Here is a 19,263-nt window from a genome sequence, read left to right as displayed (position 1 = left end):
CTGCCAAGAAACAGCTTACATTCCGGCACCTAAGACGCTAAATTCATACCTGTCGGATGAATTCACAATTTAAGATTAGCAGTGGGTTGCCGAGGAGTTTTGCATTCCGGTGGCTTGAAAGCACAGCTCGTCAAAACGCCAGAGTACTCATCTGGACGGCGCTGAGATGGCTTTGGTCGCGTCGCTCATAAACTCAATAAAATAGGGAAGCAAAACCTGATTGACCTCAGCCAGTGACGTCGTTTCTATCCAGCCCGGGCCATGTAAACGTCTCTGTTTCTCAAGCTCTTGCCAGTTCAATCTGCAGGAACCCAGGCTAATAAAAGGTCTTTGCTCGCCATTACCCGGAACGGCCCAGTCAAAACGAATCCTGCCAAGGTAAGGCCTGATGCTTTTTTCTCTGACAGAAATGGGCTGTTCGGAAATCAATCTGGAATTGGCAGAATAACGAGCACTAACAAGAGCGTCAGAATTAAACAGTTCACTGGAGCCCATGATCAGGTATTTAACAGCCGAATGAGATTGGTACCAGCGCTTGAGACGACCTTCATCATGAACAGTGTTTTCTCCCCCTAATCCGGTAAATGACATCCACTTTTTAAACTGGCAGCTGTCGATCTCCCGGGTCATGTTGGCAGGACAGGTATGTTCAACGCTGGATAACAGGGTTTGATAAAATTTCAGGCTGTCACTTGCCCCAGCCAGTGGGAATCGAGATCTGAGTATCTGGTAAAGTCTCACGCTGTTTTCAAAATCTGGCGCCAATGTCAGATCACTGGCCACCTTGATAACAGGTACCAACAAACCTTTTGGTTTTGATTCCAGCAGAGTCAGCATATCTGCAGAAAATGAGCACTGTCCTGTCAGGGTCATGTATTCGTCAGGTACCAGAGATTCAAGGGAGGGATGAGTATTCTTGACCTGCCATTGATGATTGAAAGTCCAGCCTGATGGCTTTTTTAGAACTGTATTTGCGGATTGGGAAGTGTCTGCTTTAGTCTCAAACCAGTCAAATAGCGAGCAGGAAGAAGTCATGACTGCCATCGCAACCACCAGACATATGCGCACTGTTATGGGAAAAAAGCCCATCATCGACCCACATCTCCGGAAAAAGTTATTACCTTAAATGTAGCCAGTTTAAAACTGAATCTCGCTTTTCATAAAATGAAAGGTGGTTTTCAGAAGCTGTCAAGATGTTGTTTAGCACCCTGCAGCGCCTGAAACCACTTACCTCGCTATGAGGATTATTCCAGCCCCAGACCTTCCCTGGGGGGTTGTGTCAGTTCCCTGACAGTATCTTCCAGTTGCTGAAGTTTGCGGTTAACCTGCACCCGGAATGAATCAACCGCTTTAACTGCCTGCTGCTGATCTTCCACTTTCCTGGTGAGCTCAGCCTGAAGTTTTTTCTGATCAGCCACCAGCTTTTTCATTTCAGCAACCTGTTTGTCAAACTTCGCAAGGCTCTCCGTCATCATACCCTGGGCAGCCACCTGCTCAGTGCTAATGGCCTTCATCAACTGATCCATTTCACGAATACGCTTCTGCAAAGCACTCAGCTGGCCAGATGCTTTATCCGCTGTTTTGCCTGCCTTATCTGCGTCCTTGAGAGCTTTGGCAACATTATCCTTATTGATCAGGATCCACTGGCGGTTTCGCTTATTCGAAACATCCCAGAGCTTGCGAATTTCAGAATTCACTACCTCCAGCTCAGATCGCAGCGCTGAGCCGCTCTGATCAAGGTTTTCACCGGTAGCAGTGATCTCTCCGGTCACGGTACTCAGTTTTTCCTGAGTGACCTTCAAGGCCTGGCGGGTATCAGCCAACTCCTTTTGTATCAATTTGAATTGCCAGACGCCACCCGCCCCAAGCACAACAATCATGACCAGTATGAGCCAGGTCAGGCCATTTCCACCTTTAGCCGAAGCAGTCCGCCCCGAGTCCCCTTTCTTGAGAGGAGGCGTTCCTCCGGAAGCCACAGCTTTCCTGCGCCCCGGACGCTCGTCCGCTGCAATTGAGAAATCCGGTATATCATTGATCGCCTTTTTCTCTTCTCTCATGGGTTTCTCATCTGTCTCTTAATCCGCTACGGGCATCTGTTCCGCCATGGGCAGTTGAGGGGCAATACTACTATGAAATAGAGACTGGAATAAGGGCAACAGACTTTATGATCACCGCTGTAACAGAGAAAATCAGCGGAATTGCCTATCACAGTCTGGAAATATCCGGTTCATGACACTGTTTCAGGTTTTTTCTGTCACCCGGGGGTTGAAGAGATATCGCGCGCCCCCAAACTATCCACCACATAGATTCGTAATCAAACCGATGTTAATATCGTCGCGCGAGACGAATTCAGGTCAAACAAGATCAACCCCCCAAGTGGAGAACGACAACATGGCTTTTGAACTTCCTGCACTGCCCTTCGCACGCGATGCACTGGCTCCTCACATTTCTGAAGAAACTCTGGATTACCACTACGGCAAGCATCACAAGACCTATGTTGACAAACTGAACGGTCTGGTTGCGGGTACCGAGCTGGAAAGCAAGAGCCTGGAAGAAATCATCAAGACTTCTGAAGGCGGCATCTTCAACAACGCTGCTCAAATCTGGAACCACACGTTCTACTGGAACTGCCTGAGCCCTAATGGTGGTGGTGCTCCTGCCGGTGAACTGGCTGAAGCTATCAATAATGCTTTCGGTTCTTTTGACGATTTCGTTGCTGCATTCAACGACAAAGCGGTTAACAACTTTGGCTCTTCCTGGACCTGGCTGGTTAAAAACAGCGATGGTTCTGTAGAAATCGTAAACACCAGCAATGCAGGCACTCCTTTGACGACCAATCAGAAACCACTGCTGACCTGCGACCTGTGGGAGCATGCCTACTACATCGACTATCGCAATGTGCGTCCAGAGTATCTGAAACATTTCTGGGCACTGGTTAACTGGGACTTTGCTGCGGCTAATTACGCTGGTTAAGATTCTGATTTGATAGATACACAATTAAGTTGGAAATCAGCACAATTTGTTGGAAATTCTAACATTTAAGTTAGCAAACAGGCTTAATTTTTGACCTTCACTGTCTGGCATATAAATGTCAGACGGTGTTTTTATTTATGCCTTTAAAGAATATAAAGCACTCTCCTATTTTACGGAACTGACCATTTTTCATGATTCCGGAACGGGAAGCTCCGGCATAAATAGCTAAAGACTCATCCGGCAGGTGTTCTTTAGAGAGTTGTGTAGCCAGCCACCAAACGGAATCGTAATACTGCGAAAAGATAATACAACCGCACTCCAGCCACTGTTCCTTAAACAGGTATCTCTGAACTTCAAGGTATTTCGGGTCTTTATCCTGACTGGATTCAAGAGCTTCTTTGCATAGCTTTAATATTCTTATTTCCGCTGGAGTAAGGTCTTTCATGGAGTCAGAGATGGAGAGATTTTCGACATCATCCTCATCTTCCAGACAAGCTGAAAAATCCTGCTCATCGCCAGAGTCAGCCCACTCGCTAAGCAGCTTATCCATCGTTCTTTGTCCAGCGTAGAGCGTGCTTCCTATTCTCCTCAGCAACAGGGTCTTGAAGAAACCGGCCCCTTTAGCTCTTTTGCTTAATGCCTCAGAAAACTCCTCTGCTTTCTCATAAGCCTTCTGGAAGTAAAGAGGTAATGAGATAGAGTCTTTCTCCCCCTCACCAAACAATTGGACCTTGACCGGCCGCAGGCAGGGCTCGCCAGTTTCCGGGTCAATGGTAGCTTCCAAATAGTCCCGGGTGCGCCGAATGATTTGTCTGATAAAGGGGTTATGCTGTCTCCCATAGTCCGGAAGAACCCGGCGAAGCTTTGTTTTGTCAGGTCCACGCAACTGATTGAAGCTGGCAGCATCGGCAACGTAATCGCCCGGCTGCATGTGCAGGCGTCTCAGGCATCACCCAGTACTTGATCACTACCCAAGGCAAGTATGCTTAACAGATCAAAAGCTTCAACCGGATACAGCTGAACCGGGGTTGCTGTGGCCAACAGCATACTTTTGCTTCTTTGGCTGATCTGGGTCAGAAAGTGCATCAGGTTGTTAGGATCGGCTTTTTCTTCCAGACAGTTGTCGGTTATTTTCTTACGCCTTGAGCGGTGGGCTTCGTCGACAATAACGCATTCATAATGGGCAGCAAGAAGATAATCTTTGATTTCAGAGCCGGATGTAATCAGCCCCTGAGGTACAATGCCAAGCTTCCTTGGGCATTTAAGAATGCTTTCAGGTCCTGGAGGGCCAGGCGATACCCTGCTCATCCAGCCACTGTTTGCCTGTCCAGATGGCAGATGGCATATCCAGCAGCTCCATCAATTCATCCTGCCATTGCAGGGTCAAAGGCTTTGAGGCAATAACCAGCACCGGCTTATTTCCCTGAAGAGCCATCAGCATCCCAGCCAGCGCAAGCTGCACAGTTTTACCCAGCTCTACCTGATCAGCCAGAATATATCTGACCCCGCCTTTTTGGTGATCATCAAATGCTTTTTTGACAAAATATTTCTGGTGAGGCCAGAGGCCGAACTCTTTACGATAGACAGGCGTTTCGACAATGGCAGGAGCCGGATCAATATGAGGCTCTGTTTGCCAGGTCGTCCTGTCTACTTCAACTCGCTCAGAAATCCGTTTTATATCAGCAATAACAGAATCACTAAGAGGCGTTGCAAGGTGATGGTTCCAGAGAGCATTAAACTCACTTTCAACCCACCTTATCCCCTCTTGAGAACTGTCTTCCCATAACATTTCGTAGTTCAGTTTCCAGGCCGTCAGACTCTCATTGGTACTGCCCATAAAACAGGTCTTGCTGCCATCTGCCAGAGTAATGACACCCGCCTTGCCATGAACAAGTCCAAAGGCTTCATCGGGTAAGACCCGCACCTCCATTTTGCCTGAAACCAGAAACTCGTAGAGCTTCTTAAATCGCTTATGGCTGGCTTCTGGAGGCTTTTCAGGTTCACCGGCACACCAATCCCGGCGCATAGCCTGCTGGGCAGCCTTGGCAGTAATAAAATCTTCAGCTGAGAGTTCAGAATTACAGATTACCCGGACCTTTCCAGACAGGCTGTCCAGAGCTTCGCCAGCCACTTCGAATATGCTCGATCGAAAAAACCGGCAATCCGGTCATAAGATTGGGCGCCAGCCAGTTTCTCACTGATAAACGATTGACCCAGCGGCTGCTGGCGGGATGAATAACGCTGAATCACAAGAGTGCCTGATACATAATTAATAGCTGATCATATTGCTTACACGCCATTAACGCCAGCATGCTTTCAATATGCTAGCATATAAAATGGTAGCGCAATGACTTAGCAAAATGGAGGCCCCCTATGGCAACACTGACCATTAGAAATCTACCCGATGAACTGGTTGAGCGCCTTAAACTGAAAGCCAAAGCAGCCAATCGTTCCATGGAGCAGGAGGTGCGGGAACTGCTGGAAGCCAGCTACCCCAGGAAGCAGGATACAATTGACCGTATCAGAAGCCGCTGGAACCAGCTCCCGGCAACCCATCATGAAGAAATGGACGAGTGGCGCAACGAAGGGCGTCCATGATGGCAAATAAGGGCATAAAAGCAGCTGTCATCGATACCATGGTATTTGCCTATGGTCTTCTTAACGAAACGGACTTTGCAGAAGATTCACTCACAACCATCGATCGTACAGAAACTATTCACGTACCCGACTCCATCAGGGCCGAGCTGACCAATGTGCTATGGCAGTGGATTACCCAAAAAAGCATTTCCGTGCAAACCGGCCTGGATGTGCTTCAGGATGCCAGCACCCTGTTCAGCCGTGTTCATCCGACCGAACATTACTGGCGGGAGGCCTTGATTCTGGCCTGTGAAGACAAGCACCCTGCTTATGACACCCTTTTCATTGCCGTGGCGAAAGGCCAGAGTATCCCCCTGGTGACTTACGATAAAAAGCTGCTGAAAAAATACCCTGACATAGCCATCAGGCCCGATGTGTATATTCGAACCCTCTGAATACAAAGAACCTACAACCCTGGCCACTCGCTACATATTAGAATGGGCACCGTTGCAGGTCTGTGACTCAATAAATAGCAGCTGGAGCAGGAAACGCAAGCTGCTCGAAAACCGGTAGATCGTTCAAGCCATTTCGCTTTTCTCCCTTCCTGGCACCATGCCAACAACCAGACTCATCATGCCGCTCTTTCGCTTTCAGCCCACTGCTCACAGGCTTCACTGAAACAAACCTGATAGCGGGCTTTGAGTATGCGCACCAACTGATCCTCAGCCTGATATCCAGCCTCTGTGTTTTGATAGCCAACAGCATTCACAACCGCTGTGACAAACTCATCAGATGCACTGGCAAGGCTCTCAAGCTCATGTCTGAGATAAGTCACCTAGGCGTCTTTCAAGTAACGGCGGTAAGAGGAAAAAAAGAAAGGAAAAAAAGGACATCCGGAAAAAAAGGACATCCAATTAAGGAAAAAGAGGACATCCAATTAAGGAAAAAGAGGACATCCAATTAAGGAAAAAGAGGACATCCAATTAAGGAAAAAGAGGACATCCAATTAAAGCAGGAAAAAAAGGAAAAAAAAGACATCCAATTAAAAGAAAAAAATTATCCATTTAAAAGAAAAAAATTAAAGAAAAAACAAGATATCCACATCAAATATAAAATACAGCCCACAAACTGGGAGCCTGGCAACCCATCAAACCCTGACAGCCACTCAAAATCATCGCTTATCATAACAAACGACAAGCGGATCACTCAAAAAAGGAAAAAGTCAGAAATAGCTAGACGCCCCATATGACAGGAGCAACAAATAACAACGAAAAAGTCGGGCAATCAGCTTAAGCCATGAAATAAACGACTACAGATAAACAATCCCTTCACCCATTGCTGTCCCATTTCCCGAGCAAAAGTTTTCATGGCTTCCAGCCTGCCCACTGCACGATAGAAGCGGTTATTCCATCTCATGGTTTTGAGCCATTCATTTGAATCAATTTCCAGTCGGGTCAGAATGGGTGGAATGTCTGAAGGGTTTGAACCTTTCTTATCAGATCGCACTGCACGCCCACTCCAGTCAACCAACTCAAGATAATCATGAAGAATATAAGGCAACGCCTTATCCGGATTTTGCCCCTGTGATCGAAAAGGCATAAGGGTGGCTGGCTGCTTTCGGGTATCAGAACCTGCCAAATTTTCAATTCGTTCCTGGATCGACGTGTAGTCTGATCCTTCTGGAGTTTCCGCCATTTCGGCACGGAGCGGATTCAGGTCAACATAGGCCATGCATGTCAACAACGCTGCCTCATCCAACAACGCCTGACTTTTAAACCGCCCTTCCCAGAAGCGACCTTTGCAGTCATCTTCCTGGTTAGCCTCACGGGCAAGATATTCGTTGAGGCAACGCATGAACCAGCTGATACTCGTTAGACGATTTCGATACTCTTCAACAAATTCGTCCACGCGAGCCAGTTCCGAATGACTCAGCCGGTCAGCAGCAAGATACCTCTGAACCAGAAGCGGCCCTGTGAAAAGCCTTGTCCATCGACGCAAAATTTCATTTCGTGTCCACTCTCTGGCAGGTTTCTGATTGATATGCAAAACCACATGATAGTGATTCGACATGACAGCATAAGCGCAGACCTCTATAGAAAAGATTGAAACCAGTTCCCTGAGCTTGTCAACAATCCACTGCCGACGGTGCTCGTAGTTTTTGCCCGTTAAATGATCCTCTCCACACAAATATGCTCTGCGTACGCATCGAGCTATACAGTGATAATATGGCGTGGAGCCTAGGTCGATCAGAGAACTTCGTGCACGGGTCATAATCTCTCCTGCCGGAACTAAATATCAGCAACAGGGGAAAATTAGACGAGCTGGCTTGTTTGTCAAATATAAGGGTGTCCTATTATTTTCTTTCCTATTATTTTCTTTAACTGCCTCTCATCCCTGCCGATGCACTCCTTAATAGTCAAAGTAGCCAGGGAAAAATCCGTGGATATTCCAGGAAAGAAGCGAGGGCCTGCCATTAATGTCTCTAATGTCCCTGAGCAGGCGCAGCCAGAACAGAAGGAACAGGGTAATTGGCAGGGTAAGAAAGTTCAGTCAAATGATGTGCCGGTCGACGATCTGAGGCACAGCTCTTCAAGCTCAAGCTCAGACTCAGCTTTTGCTGAAATATCTGACTTGTCTGACTTTTCGGTTTCTTCCCACCCCCCAAGCCCGGGAGAATTCAGTGAAACTGAACTCTTTCCTGAAGATGATGTTTTTGCTTATCCCTCTCCTTTGAATGAAACGGCCCATCTGGCAAAAAAACAGTTGGGTAGAGGGCGCTTTGCAACGGTACACCGGGTTATTCAGGAAAAAAGCGGAGGCAAGCAAGAACATTTTGCATTAAAACAGACGCATTTGGGTGACCAGGGAGCAGGTGAAGACAGGATATTAAAGAAATTGGGAGAGCATCCAAATATTGTCAGCAGTTATGGTCTGGTCGAAGTCGACGGGGTCAGAGGGCTCCTGACAGAGTTGATTGAAGGCCCCTCTCAGGATAGCGTGATGATGCTTCTTATTGAGCTTTATGGAAATGGCAGGCTCAGCAGTCAGGCGTTTTTCAATGTTCTGGCGTTTATGGAATACGAGAAGTTCCGGGCACTTGATCACCTGCACAAGAAAGGCATTGTCCACAACGATCTGAAACCCAATAACGTCATGATTGATCTTAAAAGCGGCCGCTTGAAACTGATTGATTTTGGTGGTGCCAAAGAAGAGGGTCAAAAAGCCAGTTACAGTCATGAAGACTACGCTTCTCCGGAATTGTACCGATCGGAGTTAATTAAGAAAGAAGAAGTTAAAGCCAGCTATGCAACGGATGCCTTTGCTCAGGGGCAACATCTCTACCGTTTTTTGAACAGTCCGGATCAACCCCATATTCATTCCTTTACCAATGGCGCGGATCCATGGGGCAAATATACGCCCAATCAACGATCTGAAGCGGCTTTTGAGGTACTTAAGGCATTTCTTGATTATCAGAAGCCCAATTTTGATGGCAGTTACAAACAAGCAATGAAGCCAGTAAGTCCTGAATTAACAGAGGACGATCTGAAGACTGAATCTGAGCGTATGAAGCTGCAAGAATTTAATCTGGATAGTCTGCTGACCTCCAGTGATGAAATTAGCAGCATTATAAAGTTGCTGGATGGGGATTTGAGCGCCAATGATGTAGAAAGAATCAAAAAAATGCTGCATGGAAAATTAAACGCCAAGGACAGCGAGACAGCGCAAAGACTGCTGGACGGGCCGCTCACATTTCATGATATCAAGGCAATCAAACGATTGCTCTATAGCAAGTTAACGACACCTGAAAAAGAGACGGTGGCCGATCTCGGACACCTGATAGCCTCTGCAGAAGAGATGAAGAGAAGTAAAAGTCAGCTGATTAATATGATTAACCTCCTGCTGCACCCGTCGCCCGAGCAGAGAATGACACCAGAGCAAGCTTTGCAGCACACCTGGTTTACTGAGCGTACGATAGACAAAGAGCAGGCCTTAAGAACTCTTCAAATGGCTGCTGATGCCCTGAAGGGAGGTGATGAAGGTGGTGAAAATAAGCGTTTTGTATGAGTGACTGAGCCCACCTCGGAGCGCCTTTTAAACCCTTCACTTTCTTCTCCCGGATAATAGGCTCCCGTTAATTACCTCTCATTCCTGCCGATTCACTCATTAATAATTAAAGTAGCCGGGAAAAATCCGTGGATATTCCAGGAAAGAAGTCAGAGCCAGCCAATGCTGCATCGCTCCCCGCTGAGCAGGCGCAGCCGGAACCGGAGAAGCAGGGGAAGTGGCAGAGTAAGAAAGTTCAGCTCGAAGCGCCGGTGAAAAATTTAGAGCAACACTCTTCAGGCTCAGGCTCTGATTTCAGCGGTATCTCCACTTCTTCTATTTCTTCTTACCCGTCAAGCCCCGGAGTCGTCAGTGATAGCGAAGTGTTTCCTGAAGATGATGTTTTCACACATTCCTCACCATTGAATGAATCGGCCCATCTGGCTAAGAAGCAATTGGGTAGAGGACGCTTTGCATCGGTATTTCATGTCATCCAGGAAAAAAGTAAAAACGTTAAAGAACATTTTGCATTAAAACATACTCATTTGGGTGACAAGGGAGAACGGGAAGCCAGGTTATTAAAGAAGTTGGGAGAGCACCCAAATATTGTCAGAAGTTATGGAATGGCCGAAGTCGACGGCGTCAGGGGGCTCCTGACGGAGTTGATTGAAGGCCCCTCCCAGGATAGCGTAATGATGCACCTGATTGAGCTCTACGGCAATGGCAAGATCAGCAGTCCGGCGTTTTTCAATGTTCTGGCGTTTATGGAGTACGAGAAGTTCAAGGCCCTTGATCACCTGCATAAAAAAGGCATTGTCCATAATGATCTGAAACCCAACAACGTTATGATTGATCTTAAAAGCGGCCGCTTGAAACTGATCGACTTTGGTTGTGCCAGAGAAGAAGGCAACAGAGCCAGTTATAATCATGAAGACTACGCTTCTCCGGAACTATACCGATCCCAGTTTAAAAAAGGGTTAGTCAGAGCCAGTTATGCGACGGATGCTTTTGCTCAGGGGCAACATCTGTACCGTTTTTTGAACAGTCCGGGTCAGCTCCATATTCGCTCTTTTACCAATGGCGCAGAGCCATGGGGTAAATATACCCCCGACCAACGATCTGAAGCCGCTTATGAGGTGCTCAAGGCATTTCTCGAGTATCAGAAGCGCAACCCTGATGGTAGTTACAAAAAGGCAATGAAGCCAGTAAGTCCTGAATTAACAGCGGATGATCTGGAAGCTGAGTCTGAGCGTATGAAGCTGCAAGAATTTAATCTGGACAGCCTGCTGACCTCCAGTGGTGAAATTGGTGTCATCACAAAGATGCTGGATGGAGAGTTGAACGCCAGAGACATAGAAAGAATCAAAAAAATGCTGCATGGAAAATTGAATGCCCGAGACAGTGATACCGCTCTGGCACTGTTGGATGGACCACTTTCATTGGATGATATCCAGGCCATCAAACGACTGCTCTACGGCAAGTTAACGACACCTGAAAGAGAGACGGTAGCCGATCTGGGAAAACTGATAGAGTCTGCAGAAGAGATGAAGAAAAGTAAAAGCCAGCTGACTGACATGATTAACAGTTTGCTGCACCCGGAGCCCCTGGAGAGATTGACGCCAGAGAAAGCTTTGCAGCATCCCTGGTTTACTGATCGGACAATAGACAGAGAGCAAGCCCTGAGAACACTTAACTGGGTTGCTGATGTCCTTAAAAGAGATGAAGGCGATGCAAATAAGAGTTTTGTATGATGGTCTCTGTCCTCTTTGTACGAAAGAGGTCGCACGCTGGCAAAATGCCCGTTTTCGCTGTGAAGTAGAGTGGTTTGATATCACCGGTCAGGAAAAAGTACTGGAAACCTGGGGGGTTGATCCCGGTAAGGCTCTGCTTGAATTGCACACCATAACCAATGATGGACAGGTTTATACCAGTATTGACAGCTACGCTCTCTTGCTCAATCAGCTACCCGGTTGGGCCTGGCTGGGTTGGCTCATGAGTCTGCCCGGTCTGAAACAGTTCCTGAAATGGACCTACGACTGGATGACCAAAGTCCGCCTGAAAAAAGAGGGACGCTGGCCGGGTCAGTGCAACACAAAACAATGTAAATAGCCTTGCACTTGTTCATTACACATCATCATCCGTGTACTTGGTGTGCGAACGCAAAAATATTGCCGACAAGCAGTGTAAGTCCCTTGACCAGACTGACCAGAGGAAAGACAGCGTTGTTGGCTCCCAGATTGAGTTCGTCATTGACATTATAGAAATCTCTGGGGAATTTTTTTTGCATGTCGAAGATACTCAAACCTTCTGGATACAGTGTGCTATCCAGATTTCCAGTCTCCTTTATATGTTTCGAGAAACACTCAACATAACGATCAAATGTGGCCTCATCAGGTTGCCTGGCCGTCCAGTAAATAATTTCCCGGGCTGTTCGATTCAGCCATGAACGGTATGTGTCTTCGTCTAGCCCCATAAGTTCTTGCAGTCTTGACTTGGACGGCGACTCTTTTTCTTTTGCTAACAGGCCTGACAGGTATTCGTTCAGTAGTTGCTCAATAAAGTTTTCTGTCTCTTCCACTGCCCGTTGATTTTGATAATGATAATCCGGCGAGTCGCGGCGCAGACGTGATCTCAACAACACGGCTGCCAGCAGGTTTTCGCAGAGGGCATTGGCAAAACTTAACCGCTGCATAACTTCTGGCGTATAGCCCGAAGTTTTTGAGTCTCTGGCAGTGAGGCCGCTTTTCATGCTGCCATAGAACTCAACATCGCCCCAATCCCGTAGACCATCCCAGCCAAAATCAGGGCGTTCAATGGCTTTGATCCAACCTCCAAATGTTCCGGGTAATGGCAAGGCATAAAGCATGGATCCCAACAAAGGGGTGAGGAACACCCAGCGACGTCCGGTATCGTGAAACGCCGGGATAGTTGACGTGGGCATAACACCAAAGTTGCCATTAAGTACTCCAATATCATGGATGCCTTTCAATAGACCTCTCTCGGCGACCGCGAAAGAGGCATTGGTTATATCAGGAGTATGAGCGTATTGACCGTAGTGTTTTGTGGCCTTGAAGAAGTAGACCCTGACAGCTCTTTCACCATCAACATTAATCACTTGTAAGCGATCAGTGAAACCTCGGGTACTCTCGGGAAGATCCTTTTCCAGCACCGTAAGGTATTGGCCAAAACGGGGTTTCTGGCTTTTGAAGCGGTCACTTTTAGCTATAAATTGATGCATAACACCTTCTTGCGCCAGAGTGGTCACGGACTCCCCGACCCGCTGGAACTTATAGTAATCAACCTCTTCACCGTTGGTTATTGCCAGTGTACGGCCACCAACGATGGTTCCTTCTTTTTCAAACAGTGACAGCCGGTGCTGACCAGGATAAACCGACGGAAATTCTGTTTCACCAGCACGAGCAAATTCTGACTGTAACTGACAACTGGCGTCTTTATTCGCAAACTCAAAGCTATATGCGTGGAGAGACGCCAGCAACTTGAATGCCACAGTATTTGGCTGTTGAAATTTGAGCGGGTTAACCGGCTCTGTTAATGCAACAGAGGAGTCCAGTCTGGAGAAAAGCGCAGGATCATTGAGATAAGCCAGAGTATCATCCAGTAACTTTCTGGGTAAGCGATCCTTCCAGAACCTCAACAACAGCGGTTTGTTAGCAAGGATCCTGGCAGCCAGAATATGAACAAGCCTTTGCTGGAGTGCCGGGTCATTGCAACACTGCTCCAGATACCCTGCATCATTAAACTTATGCAAAAAATCCAGATGGAGTTCAATGTAGCTTACTATAAGGTCGCCTTTGTCGGGCCGTAAACCTCTCTTAATAATATGAGTCGCTCCAGACCAAAAAGGTTCAGAGTTTAAAACGATATCGTCTTGTTTCGTCAGTAATTCATCGGAAAACGAATCGAAATATTTTATAGGGAAATACTGACAGACAGCACCCATCACCTGGTTTTTAAAATCATCACCTGCATTAATTTTTTCAAAAAACTTATCAAGAAGACTAAGGGAGAAATTTTCACTTTTCTCAGGTCTGTTGATTAATATTCTCAATAAAGACCATTTTGCTTTTTCGATTAATCCCTGAAGCAACCTATCATCTGTATTTTTAATTGATACAACAATAAAAGGATTGGCAATTACCAGTTTATTTAACAACAAAGCAAGTTTATCTCGATCAGTCTTATATCTTTCTATACAAAGATGATAAATATCAGGTAAGGGCGTGGTATACGAACGAGCGAAATCTCTGTTACCCAGAATGGCTGAAGCAGTTTTGAAAAGGACTTCTTCAAAGAAATCATCATCATTTATCAGCACCTTATATTCATGATTGCCGTTGAAAATTTCGCTAAAATTATCACACAAATTGTCACCGTCAAGGGAGTCCAAAATCGACTTTTTTGTTATGAACCGATCCGGAACCTCTGATAATTGACACCGTCCCTTCGATAATTGTAAAAGGCAGTAGTCTTTTTTTCTGTTAATAATGTGTTGTGGCAGATCTTTAAGCTCTATCCTTCCTGAATTGATAAGCTCATCATACAATTCATCATCTTTAAAGCTGTGTGGAAGAACGCTCAGAGATCTTATTTTTGCTGCGATGTCCAGATAACCATAAATCAGTTGTGCCTGTTTCGGTGGTGTTCCCTTCGGAAGACCATTCACTTTTGAGTACTCTATCAAAAAATCTATATCAGATTTTAATTCTTCAGAAAAGTCTTTGTAGTGAGAGGTTAGGGCCAGGTTCCTGATATCATTTAAAAATATTTTTTTTGTTCGATCAGCTGTTGATAACAATACATCTCTGATTTTATCACCTTCCGTCATTGAAAAAGCACACCAAAGACGGTTCCTTACTATCTCTTCAAGAAGGGTTTCCGATTTAAAATAATCTTCAGGCAAATATGTTTCAGGCCTATAAGGAAGAAAGTCGGCAACCTCTATAAACTCATCTTTTGTGAGCCGATCGCTTCTACCATCAATGAGTCCTTGAATCAGCTCGACTTGTCTGTTGCTGATGATCGCATTATTCGCACTCTGAATGGCTTTAAGCTTTCTTAAAGGTCTGGGTGATAATGCTTCGGGCTTTACAACTCTGTCATCAGTAAAGTCCAGTTTTCGTTTGCTTATTGTGGCTTCACGAGTATCTACCGCTAAAGCAACAGCTCTGGAGGAAATTCCGATCTCTTTCTGATCTTGTTGCCCTGTTGCGGTATCTGGTATGAAAACTGCGCGATTGACTCCAAATGGCTCACCGCTAAAAGAGCTGAAGGTTCTGCCGGAGACCTTGCCATGATCCGCTGCCCCTTTAATATCCGCTGTTGCACCGCAGGTAGAGGGATTAAATGATTGTTGAGATAATCGATCCATTGTTTATTTCTGCCTTTAACTGTCCTTAATCTTGACGAGGGTCAAGCCAAAAAATGCTTAAAAATTTTGACCTATGAAATAAACAAAAGTTCCAAAATCGGGTGGGGACGGCCTTTTTTATTCTCGCAGGACGGGTGGGGGGGAACTATGGCTGGGAAAAAAAGGGCGTGCTACCCCCTCATCCCTCGTCAATTGTTGATCGACACGGGCTTTGACAGGTGTCAGTGAAAGATGCCAAAAATAGACAAACGGGTAACGGATGACGGGTGACAATTGTTACTCGACAGGGGCCCCTGACACCCATCATCGTCAATCCGGCAACCAGTCTTCCGTCATCACTTGCTCATAAGTCCATGGGCATTCCTTGGGGAAAACATCCGTTTTACACTGCATCTCGCTAGCAGCCAGCTTTCGTGCATGTCGATAAGCCTTCGGAAAAATCTCGCTAACTTTACTGCTAAGAGCAGGATTTTCCTGAAGCTCTTTCTCTATCTCAATTCGCTGTTTACGGATACTGGTTGACCAACTACGAAACCACTGATCCATCTCATGAAGATCATTCTTTTTGCGCTGCATCTGCCATTTAAGAGCGTGCATAAGTAATTGAGACAAACGGCTATCTACTGAACGATAACGAGCTTTGCCCATGTCCTCAACTTCCTCGATCAGGTTGTCCAAATCCAGCTCGCTAAAACGACCTTGCCTGATCAGCTCGGCTTGCTGCAAAGACCAACTGTAGAAATCGGTATCGTATAAATCACTCATTGTTAAACCTCTTGTGAACCAGCGCAGTATATACCAATGAACCGTTACTATCCGTTACCTCTTGACAATTATAAAACATGCCACGCACCAAAAAGGAGCCTGTGCAGAGGCAATAAAGAAGGATCGTAGAGCTGCAAAAAAGGCCAATGGCCAAGCCAGTGCCACACCAAACAATGTAAATAGTCTTAAATACTGGCTGCGCTGGGGGAATACGAACCTCATTCCCTATTTTCTTCCTCGGTGTATTGACCTGCGTACGCAAAAATATTGCCAGCTAACAACGTAAGCCCCTTGACCAGGGCGACCAGGGGAAAGACGGCGTTATTGGCTCCCAGATTGAGCTCATCATTGACATTATGGAAGTCTTTGGGGAATTTTTTATGCATGTCGAAGGTTTGCAAACCTTCCGGGTACAATGTGGCATCCAGGTTTCCGGTTTCCTTTATATGTTTTGAGAAACACTCAATAGAAGGATCAAGTGCACTGTCACCTTTCGCCTCATAGGGTTGTTTGGCTGTCCAGTACAAAATTTCCTCGGCTGTTCGCTTCAGCCAGGAGCGATATGTGGTATCGTCAAGCCCCATCAATTCTTGCAGTCTTGGTCTGGGCGGCGATTCTTTTTCTTTTGCCAACAGGCCAGACAGGTATTCATCCAGTAGTTGCTCAATAAAGTTTTCTGTCTCTTCCACTGCCTGTTGATTTTGATAGTGATAATCCGAAGAGTCCCGGCGCAGGCGAGCTCTTAACAACACAGCTGCCAGCAGGTTTTCGCAGAGGGAATTGACAAAACTTAATCGCTGAAGAAGCTCGGGAGTATAACCCGACGTTTTTGAGTCTCTGGCATTTAAGCCGCTTTTCATAGAGCCATAAAACTCAACATCGCCCCAATCCCGCAAACCATCACAACCAAAATCAGGGCGTTCAATGGCTTTAACCCAGCCCCCAAAGGTTCCCGGTAATGGCCAAGCATAAAAATCAGAGTTACCCAACAATGCGCTAAGGAACACCCAACGACGGCCGGTAGCATGAAACGCCGGGATCGTTGACGTGGGCATAACGCCAACGCTGCCATTAAGTACGCCAATGTCGTGAATGCCATTCAACAAGCCTCGCTCGGCGATCGCGTAAGGGTTATCGGTTGCATCCGGAGTATGGGCGTATTTAGCGTAATTTTTTGTCGCTTTGAAATGGTAGACCCGGAAGGCTCTTTCACCATTAATTTCGCTCACTTGTAAGCGATCAGTGAAACCCAGGATACTTTCGGGAAGATCCTTTTCCAGTACCATGAGGTACTCTCCAAAACGGGGTTTCTGGCTTTTAAAGCGGCCACTTTTGGCAATAAATTGATGCATAATGCCTTCCTGTGCCAGAGTGGCTTCGGACTCTCCAATTCGCTGGAATTTATAGAAATCAACTTGCTCACCATTCTGTACTGCCAATGTACGGCCACCGACGATGGTTCCCTCTCTTTCAAATAGCGACAATGAATGTTGATGTTGACCAGGATAAACCAGTTTAAAGTTTGTGTGATCCGCACGGTCAAATTCTGATTGCAACTGACAACTTGCGTCTTTATCGGCAATCTGAAGGCTATTTCCCTTAAGAGACGCCACCTGCCTGAGTGCCAAAGTGTTGGGTTGTTGGAATTTGAGAGGATTCACCGGTTTTGTTAATGCTCTGGAGACATCCAGTTCGGATAAAAGGGCAGGATTATTGAGATAAGCCAGAGTATCATCAATCAAATGCCGGGGGAGATAACGTCGCCACTCCGTCAATAACTGCTGCTTGTTTGCAATGACCTTGTTAGCCAGGACATGAATAAGCCTTTGCCGGATTGCCGGGTCGGCGCAACGCTCCTCAAAATATCCTTTGTCATTGAAGTGGCTCAAAAAAAGTGGATAGGATTCAATGTAGTCTATTATGATGTCGGCTTTGGCGGGCCGTAATTTTCTGGAGATAATGTGAATCGCTCCAGCTTTAAAGGGCTCAGAACCCAGAACCAGAGCGTCTTGCTTACGCTTTATGTCTTCTGAAAAAGGTTCTGAGCAAGTGACAGGAAAATACGGATAAACAACATTTATAACTTGGTTTTTAAAATCATCACTTGCATTAACTTTATTGAAGAAACGAGTAATCATAGGCATAAAAAAAAGGTGACTTACTTCAGGCCTACTATCCAATATTTCCAACAATGATTCTTTTGCTTCCTCAATCAACTCCTGAAAAAGCTGATCACCGACGTCTTTAACAAGTAAAATAAAAAAAGAATTAGTTTTTATCAATCTTTTCAGCAACGAAGCAAGTTTTTCTCTATCATCACTGTATTTTTCAATACAACATTGATAAACCTTAGACAAGGTATTGGTTTGTGCAGTGTAGAAATCATATCTTGCTTCCAACACCGATGAAGTCATTTTTAGCAGGAATTCTTCAAAGAAGTCAGGATCATTCTTCAGCGTCTCAAATTCACTATCACTTCTGAGGATATTGATAAAATCAGCATGCAAACTGTCACTATCAAGCGAATCCAGAATAACCTTTTTTGTTATAAAGTGAGCCGGAACCTGTGATAACCGGCACAGACCTTTTGATAATTGCAAAAGGCAGTACTCTCTGTTTTTTTCCCGGATGTTGAATGGCAAATTACTTAGCTCTATTCTTCCTGAACGGATAAGCTCATCATAAAAATCATCATCTTTAAAGCTTTCAGGCAGAATATTTATAGACTTTATTTTGGCTGCGATATCCAGTCGCTCATAAATCTGCACAGCCAGTTGCGGCGGTGTAAAACAGGGAATACCGTGAAAACTTGAGCATTCAGTCAGAAAATCTATATCCTTTTTTAATTCTTCAGGAAAGCTGCTGTAGTCAGGCCTGATGCCTTCTTTCCTGATACGGGTCAAACACAACTCTTTTTCCCTTTCAGGTGTTGATGCTAATACCTCCCAAAATTCATCACTCCCCTCCATTGCGAAACGCTTCCAAAGCTGATTTCTTATAATCCCTGACACAAGGGTGGGTGATTTGAAAAAATCTTCAGGCAATTTTTCTTCAGCGTAATAATCAAGAAAGTCGATAACCTCTATAAACTCTTCTATTGTGAATCTACCTTTTTCTTCATCCAGGAGTCTTTGTATCAGCTGGAATTGTTTGTCGCTGAGGATAGCAGTAGATGTCCCCGGAATAGCTTTAAACTTTTTAAATTTTGGTTTTTTTTTAGCGGCTTCAAGACTATCTATCTCTAAAGCAGCGACTCTGGAGGAAATCCCCACGTCTTTTCGTTTTTTTCCTGTAATGGGATCTGGCCTGAAATCTGTGGGATTGACGCCAAATAGATCATCACCGGTAAGGCTGACGGATCTGCCGAAGACCCTGGCTGCATTTTTTTTATCATCAGCTGTAGCAATGCAGGTAGAAGGGTTTAGCCTTGAATTACATGAGGGTTGATTTAATTGATCCATCATTTTTATCCTTTCTCTGATTGTCCTTAATCTTGACGGAATTCAGCCCGATCA

16 protein-coding genes are annotated in these 19,263 nt (G+C 45.7%); 6 read left to right on the top strand and 10 right to left on the bottom strand.

All coding sequences use genetic code 11. The features are described from left to right. Positions 1-147 precede the first annotated feature (147 nt). Positions 148-1,044 (bottom strand): hypothetical protein, encoded by an 897-nt coding sequence (locus ACOMG9_RS06430; protein ID WP_448216245.1) that lies wholly within the window; start codon positions 1,042-1,044, stop codon positions 148-150. A gap of 200 nt (positions 1,045-1,244) precedes the next feature. Then, a complete protein-coding gene (locus tag ACOMG9_RS06425; protein WP_448216244.1) occupies positions 1,245-2,057 on the bottom strand; it encodes a hypothetical protein in 813 nt (270 codons plus the stop codon). 334 nt (positions 2,058-2,391) lie between these two features. On the opposite strand from ACOMG9_RS06425, the gene sodB reads away from it, so the two are divergent. Further along, positions 2,392-2,973, top strand: coding sequence for a superoxide dismutase [Fe] (sodB, locus tag ACOMG9_RS06420; protein WP_448216243.1), 582 nt, complete (start codon positions 2,392-2,394; stop codon positions 2,971-2,973). Between the two features lie 118 nt (positions 2,974-3,091). On the opposite strand, the gene ACOMG9_RS06415 is transcribed toward sodB, so the two are convergent. The 3 genes from ACOMG9_RS06415 to ACOMG9_RS06405 are packed head-to-tail and all read right to left on the bottom strand — an operon-like array spanning position 3,092 to position 5,104. Next, positions 3,092-3,904, bottom strand: a complete 813-nt coding sequence (locus ACOMG9_RS06415; RefSeq protein WP_494529966.1) for a hypothetical protein — start codon at positions 3,902-3,904, stop codon at positions 3,092-3,094. Between the two features lie 11 nt (positions 3,905-3,915). Further along, the gene (locus ACOMG9_RS06410; protein ID WP_494529965.1) at positions 3,916-4,281 is read right to left on the bottom strand and encodes a DEAD/DEAH box helicase family protein; all 366 of its coding nucleotides are present in this window, start codon (positions 4,279-4,281) and stop codon (positions 3,916-3,918) included. After that, on the bottom strand, positions 4,247-5,104 hold the full coding sequence (locus tag ACOMG9_RS06405; RefSeq protein WP_448216240.1) for a phospholipase D-like domain-containing protein: 858 nt from the start codon (positions 5,102-5,104) through the stop codon (positions 4,247-4,249). Before ACOMG9_RS06405 ends, ACOMG9_RS06410 begins: the two co-directional genes overlap by 35 nt. Positions 5,105-5,346: 242 nt before the next feature. Between ACOMG9_RS06405 and ACOMG9_RS06400 the strand changes: the two genes are divergently transcribed. Further along, entirely contained in the window at positions 5,347-5,571 is a 225-nt protein-coding gene (locus ACOMG9_RS06400) for a FitA-like ribbon-helix-helix domain-containing protein (protein ID WP_448216239.1), read from the top strand. Beyond that, the gene (locus ACOMG9_RS06395) at positions 5,568-6,005 is read left to right on the top strand and encodes a type II toxin-antitoxin system VapC family toxin (RefSeq protein ID WP_494529964.1); all 438 of its coding nucleotides are present in this window, start codon (positions 5,568-5,570) and stop codon (positions 6,003-6,005) included. The genes ACOMG9_RS06400 and ACOMG9_RS06395 overlap by 4 nt, the downstream gene beginning before the upstream one ends. A 176-nt stretch (positions 6,006-6,181) precedes the next feature. Here ACOMG9_RS06395 and ACOMG9_RS06390 read toward each other — a convergent pair whose 3' ends face one another. Then, positions 6,182-6,385 carry a hypothetical protein gene (locus tag ACOMG9_RS06390; RefSeq protein ID WP_448216237.1) on the bottom strand — a complete coding sequence of 68 codons (204 nt, stop codon included), beginning with the start codon at positions 6,383-6,385 and terminating at the stop codon, positions 6,182-6,184. A gap of 449 nt (positions 6,386-6,834) precedes the next feature. Then, positions 6,835-7,737, bottom strand: coding sequence for a transposase (locus tag ACOMG9_RS06385; protein WP_494529963.1), 903 nt, complete (start codon positions 7,735-7,737; stop codon positions 6,835-6,837). A gap of 252 nt (positions 7,738-7,989) precedes the next feature. Here ACOMG9_RS06385 and ACOMG9_RS06380 point away from each other — a divergent pair, with 252 nt between their 5' ends. The 3 genes from ACOMG9_RS06380 to ACOMG9_RS06370 all read left to right on the top strand — a co-directional run bounded on the left by ACOMG9_RS06380 (position 7,990) and on the right by ACOMG9_RS06370 (position 11,703). Next, complete coding sequence (locus ACOMG9_RS06380) at positions 7,990-9,615, top strand: serine/threonine protein kinase (protein WP_448216235.1); 1,626 nt, start codon at positions 7,990-7,992, stop codon at positions 9,613-9,615. A 128-nt stretch (positions 9,616-9,743) separates the two neighbouring features. Then, complete coding sequence (locus tag ACOMG9_RS06375) at positions 9,744-11,345, top strand: protein kinase domain-containing protein (RefSeq protein ID WP_448216234.1); 1,602 nt, start codon at positions 9,744-9,746, stop codon at positions 11,343-11,345. Continuing rightward, positions 11,323-11,703: a thiol-disulfide oxidoreductase DCC family protein gene (locus tag ACOMG9_RS06370; RefSeq protein WP_422412047.1), complete on the top strand. Its 381-nt coding sequence runs from the start codon at positions 11,323-11,325 to the stop codon at positions 11,701-11,703. The genes ACOMG9_RS06375 and ACOMG9_RS06370 overlap by 23 nt, the downstream gene beginning before the upstream one ends. Positions 11,704-11,728: 25 nt before the next feature. Here ACOMG9_RS06370 and ACOMG9_RS06365 read toward each other — a convergent pair whose 3' ends face one another. From ACOMG9_RS06365 to ACOMG9_RS06355, 3 genes are all read right to left on the bottom strand, one after another. Continuing rightward, positions 11,729-14,983, bottom strand: a complete 3,255-nt coding sequence (locus ACOMG9_RS06365) for a hypothetical protein (RefSeq protein ID WP_494529962.1) — start codon at positions 14,981-14,983, stop codon at positions 11,729-11,731. A 309-nt stretch (positions 14,984-15,292) separates the two neighbouring features. Then, positions 15,293-15,748 (bottom strand): DUF29 domain-containing protein, encoded by a 456-nt coding sequence (locus ACOMG9_RS06360; RefSeq protein WP_448216232.1) that lies wholly within the window; start codon positions 15,746-15,748, stop codon positions 15,293-15,295. Between the two features lie 218 nt (positions 15,749-15,966). Beyond that, positions 15,967-19,212: a hypothetical protein gene (locus ACOMG9_RS06355; protein WP_494529961.1), complete on the bottom strand. Its 3,246-nt coding sequence runs from the start codon at positions 19,210-19,212 to the stop codon at positions 15,967-15,969. Between the last annotated feature and the right edge of the window lie 51 nt (positions 19,213-19,263).

Source organism: Endozoicomonas sp. PH6C, from assembly GCF_059322965.1.
This window is presented reverse-complemented; position numbering and strand designations above follow the sequence as displayed.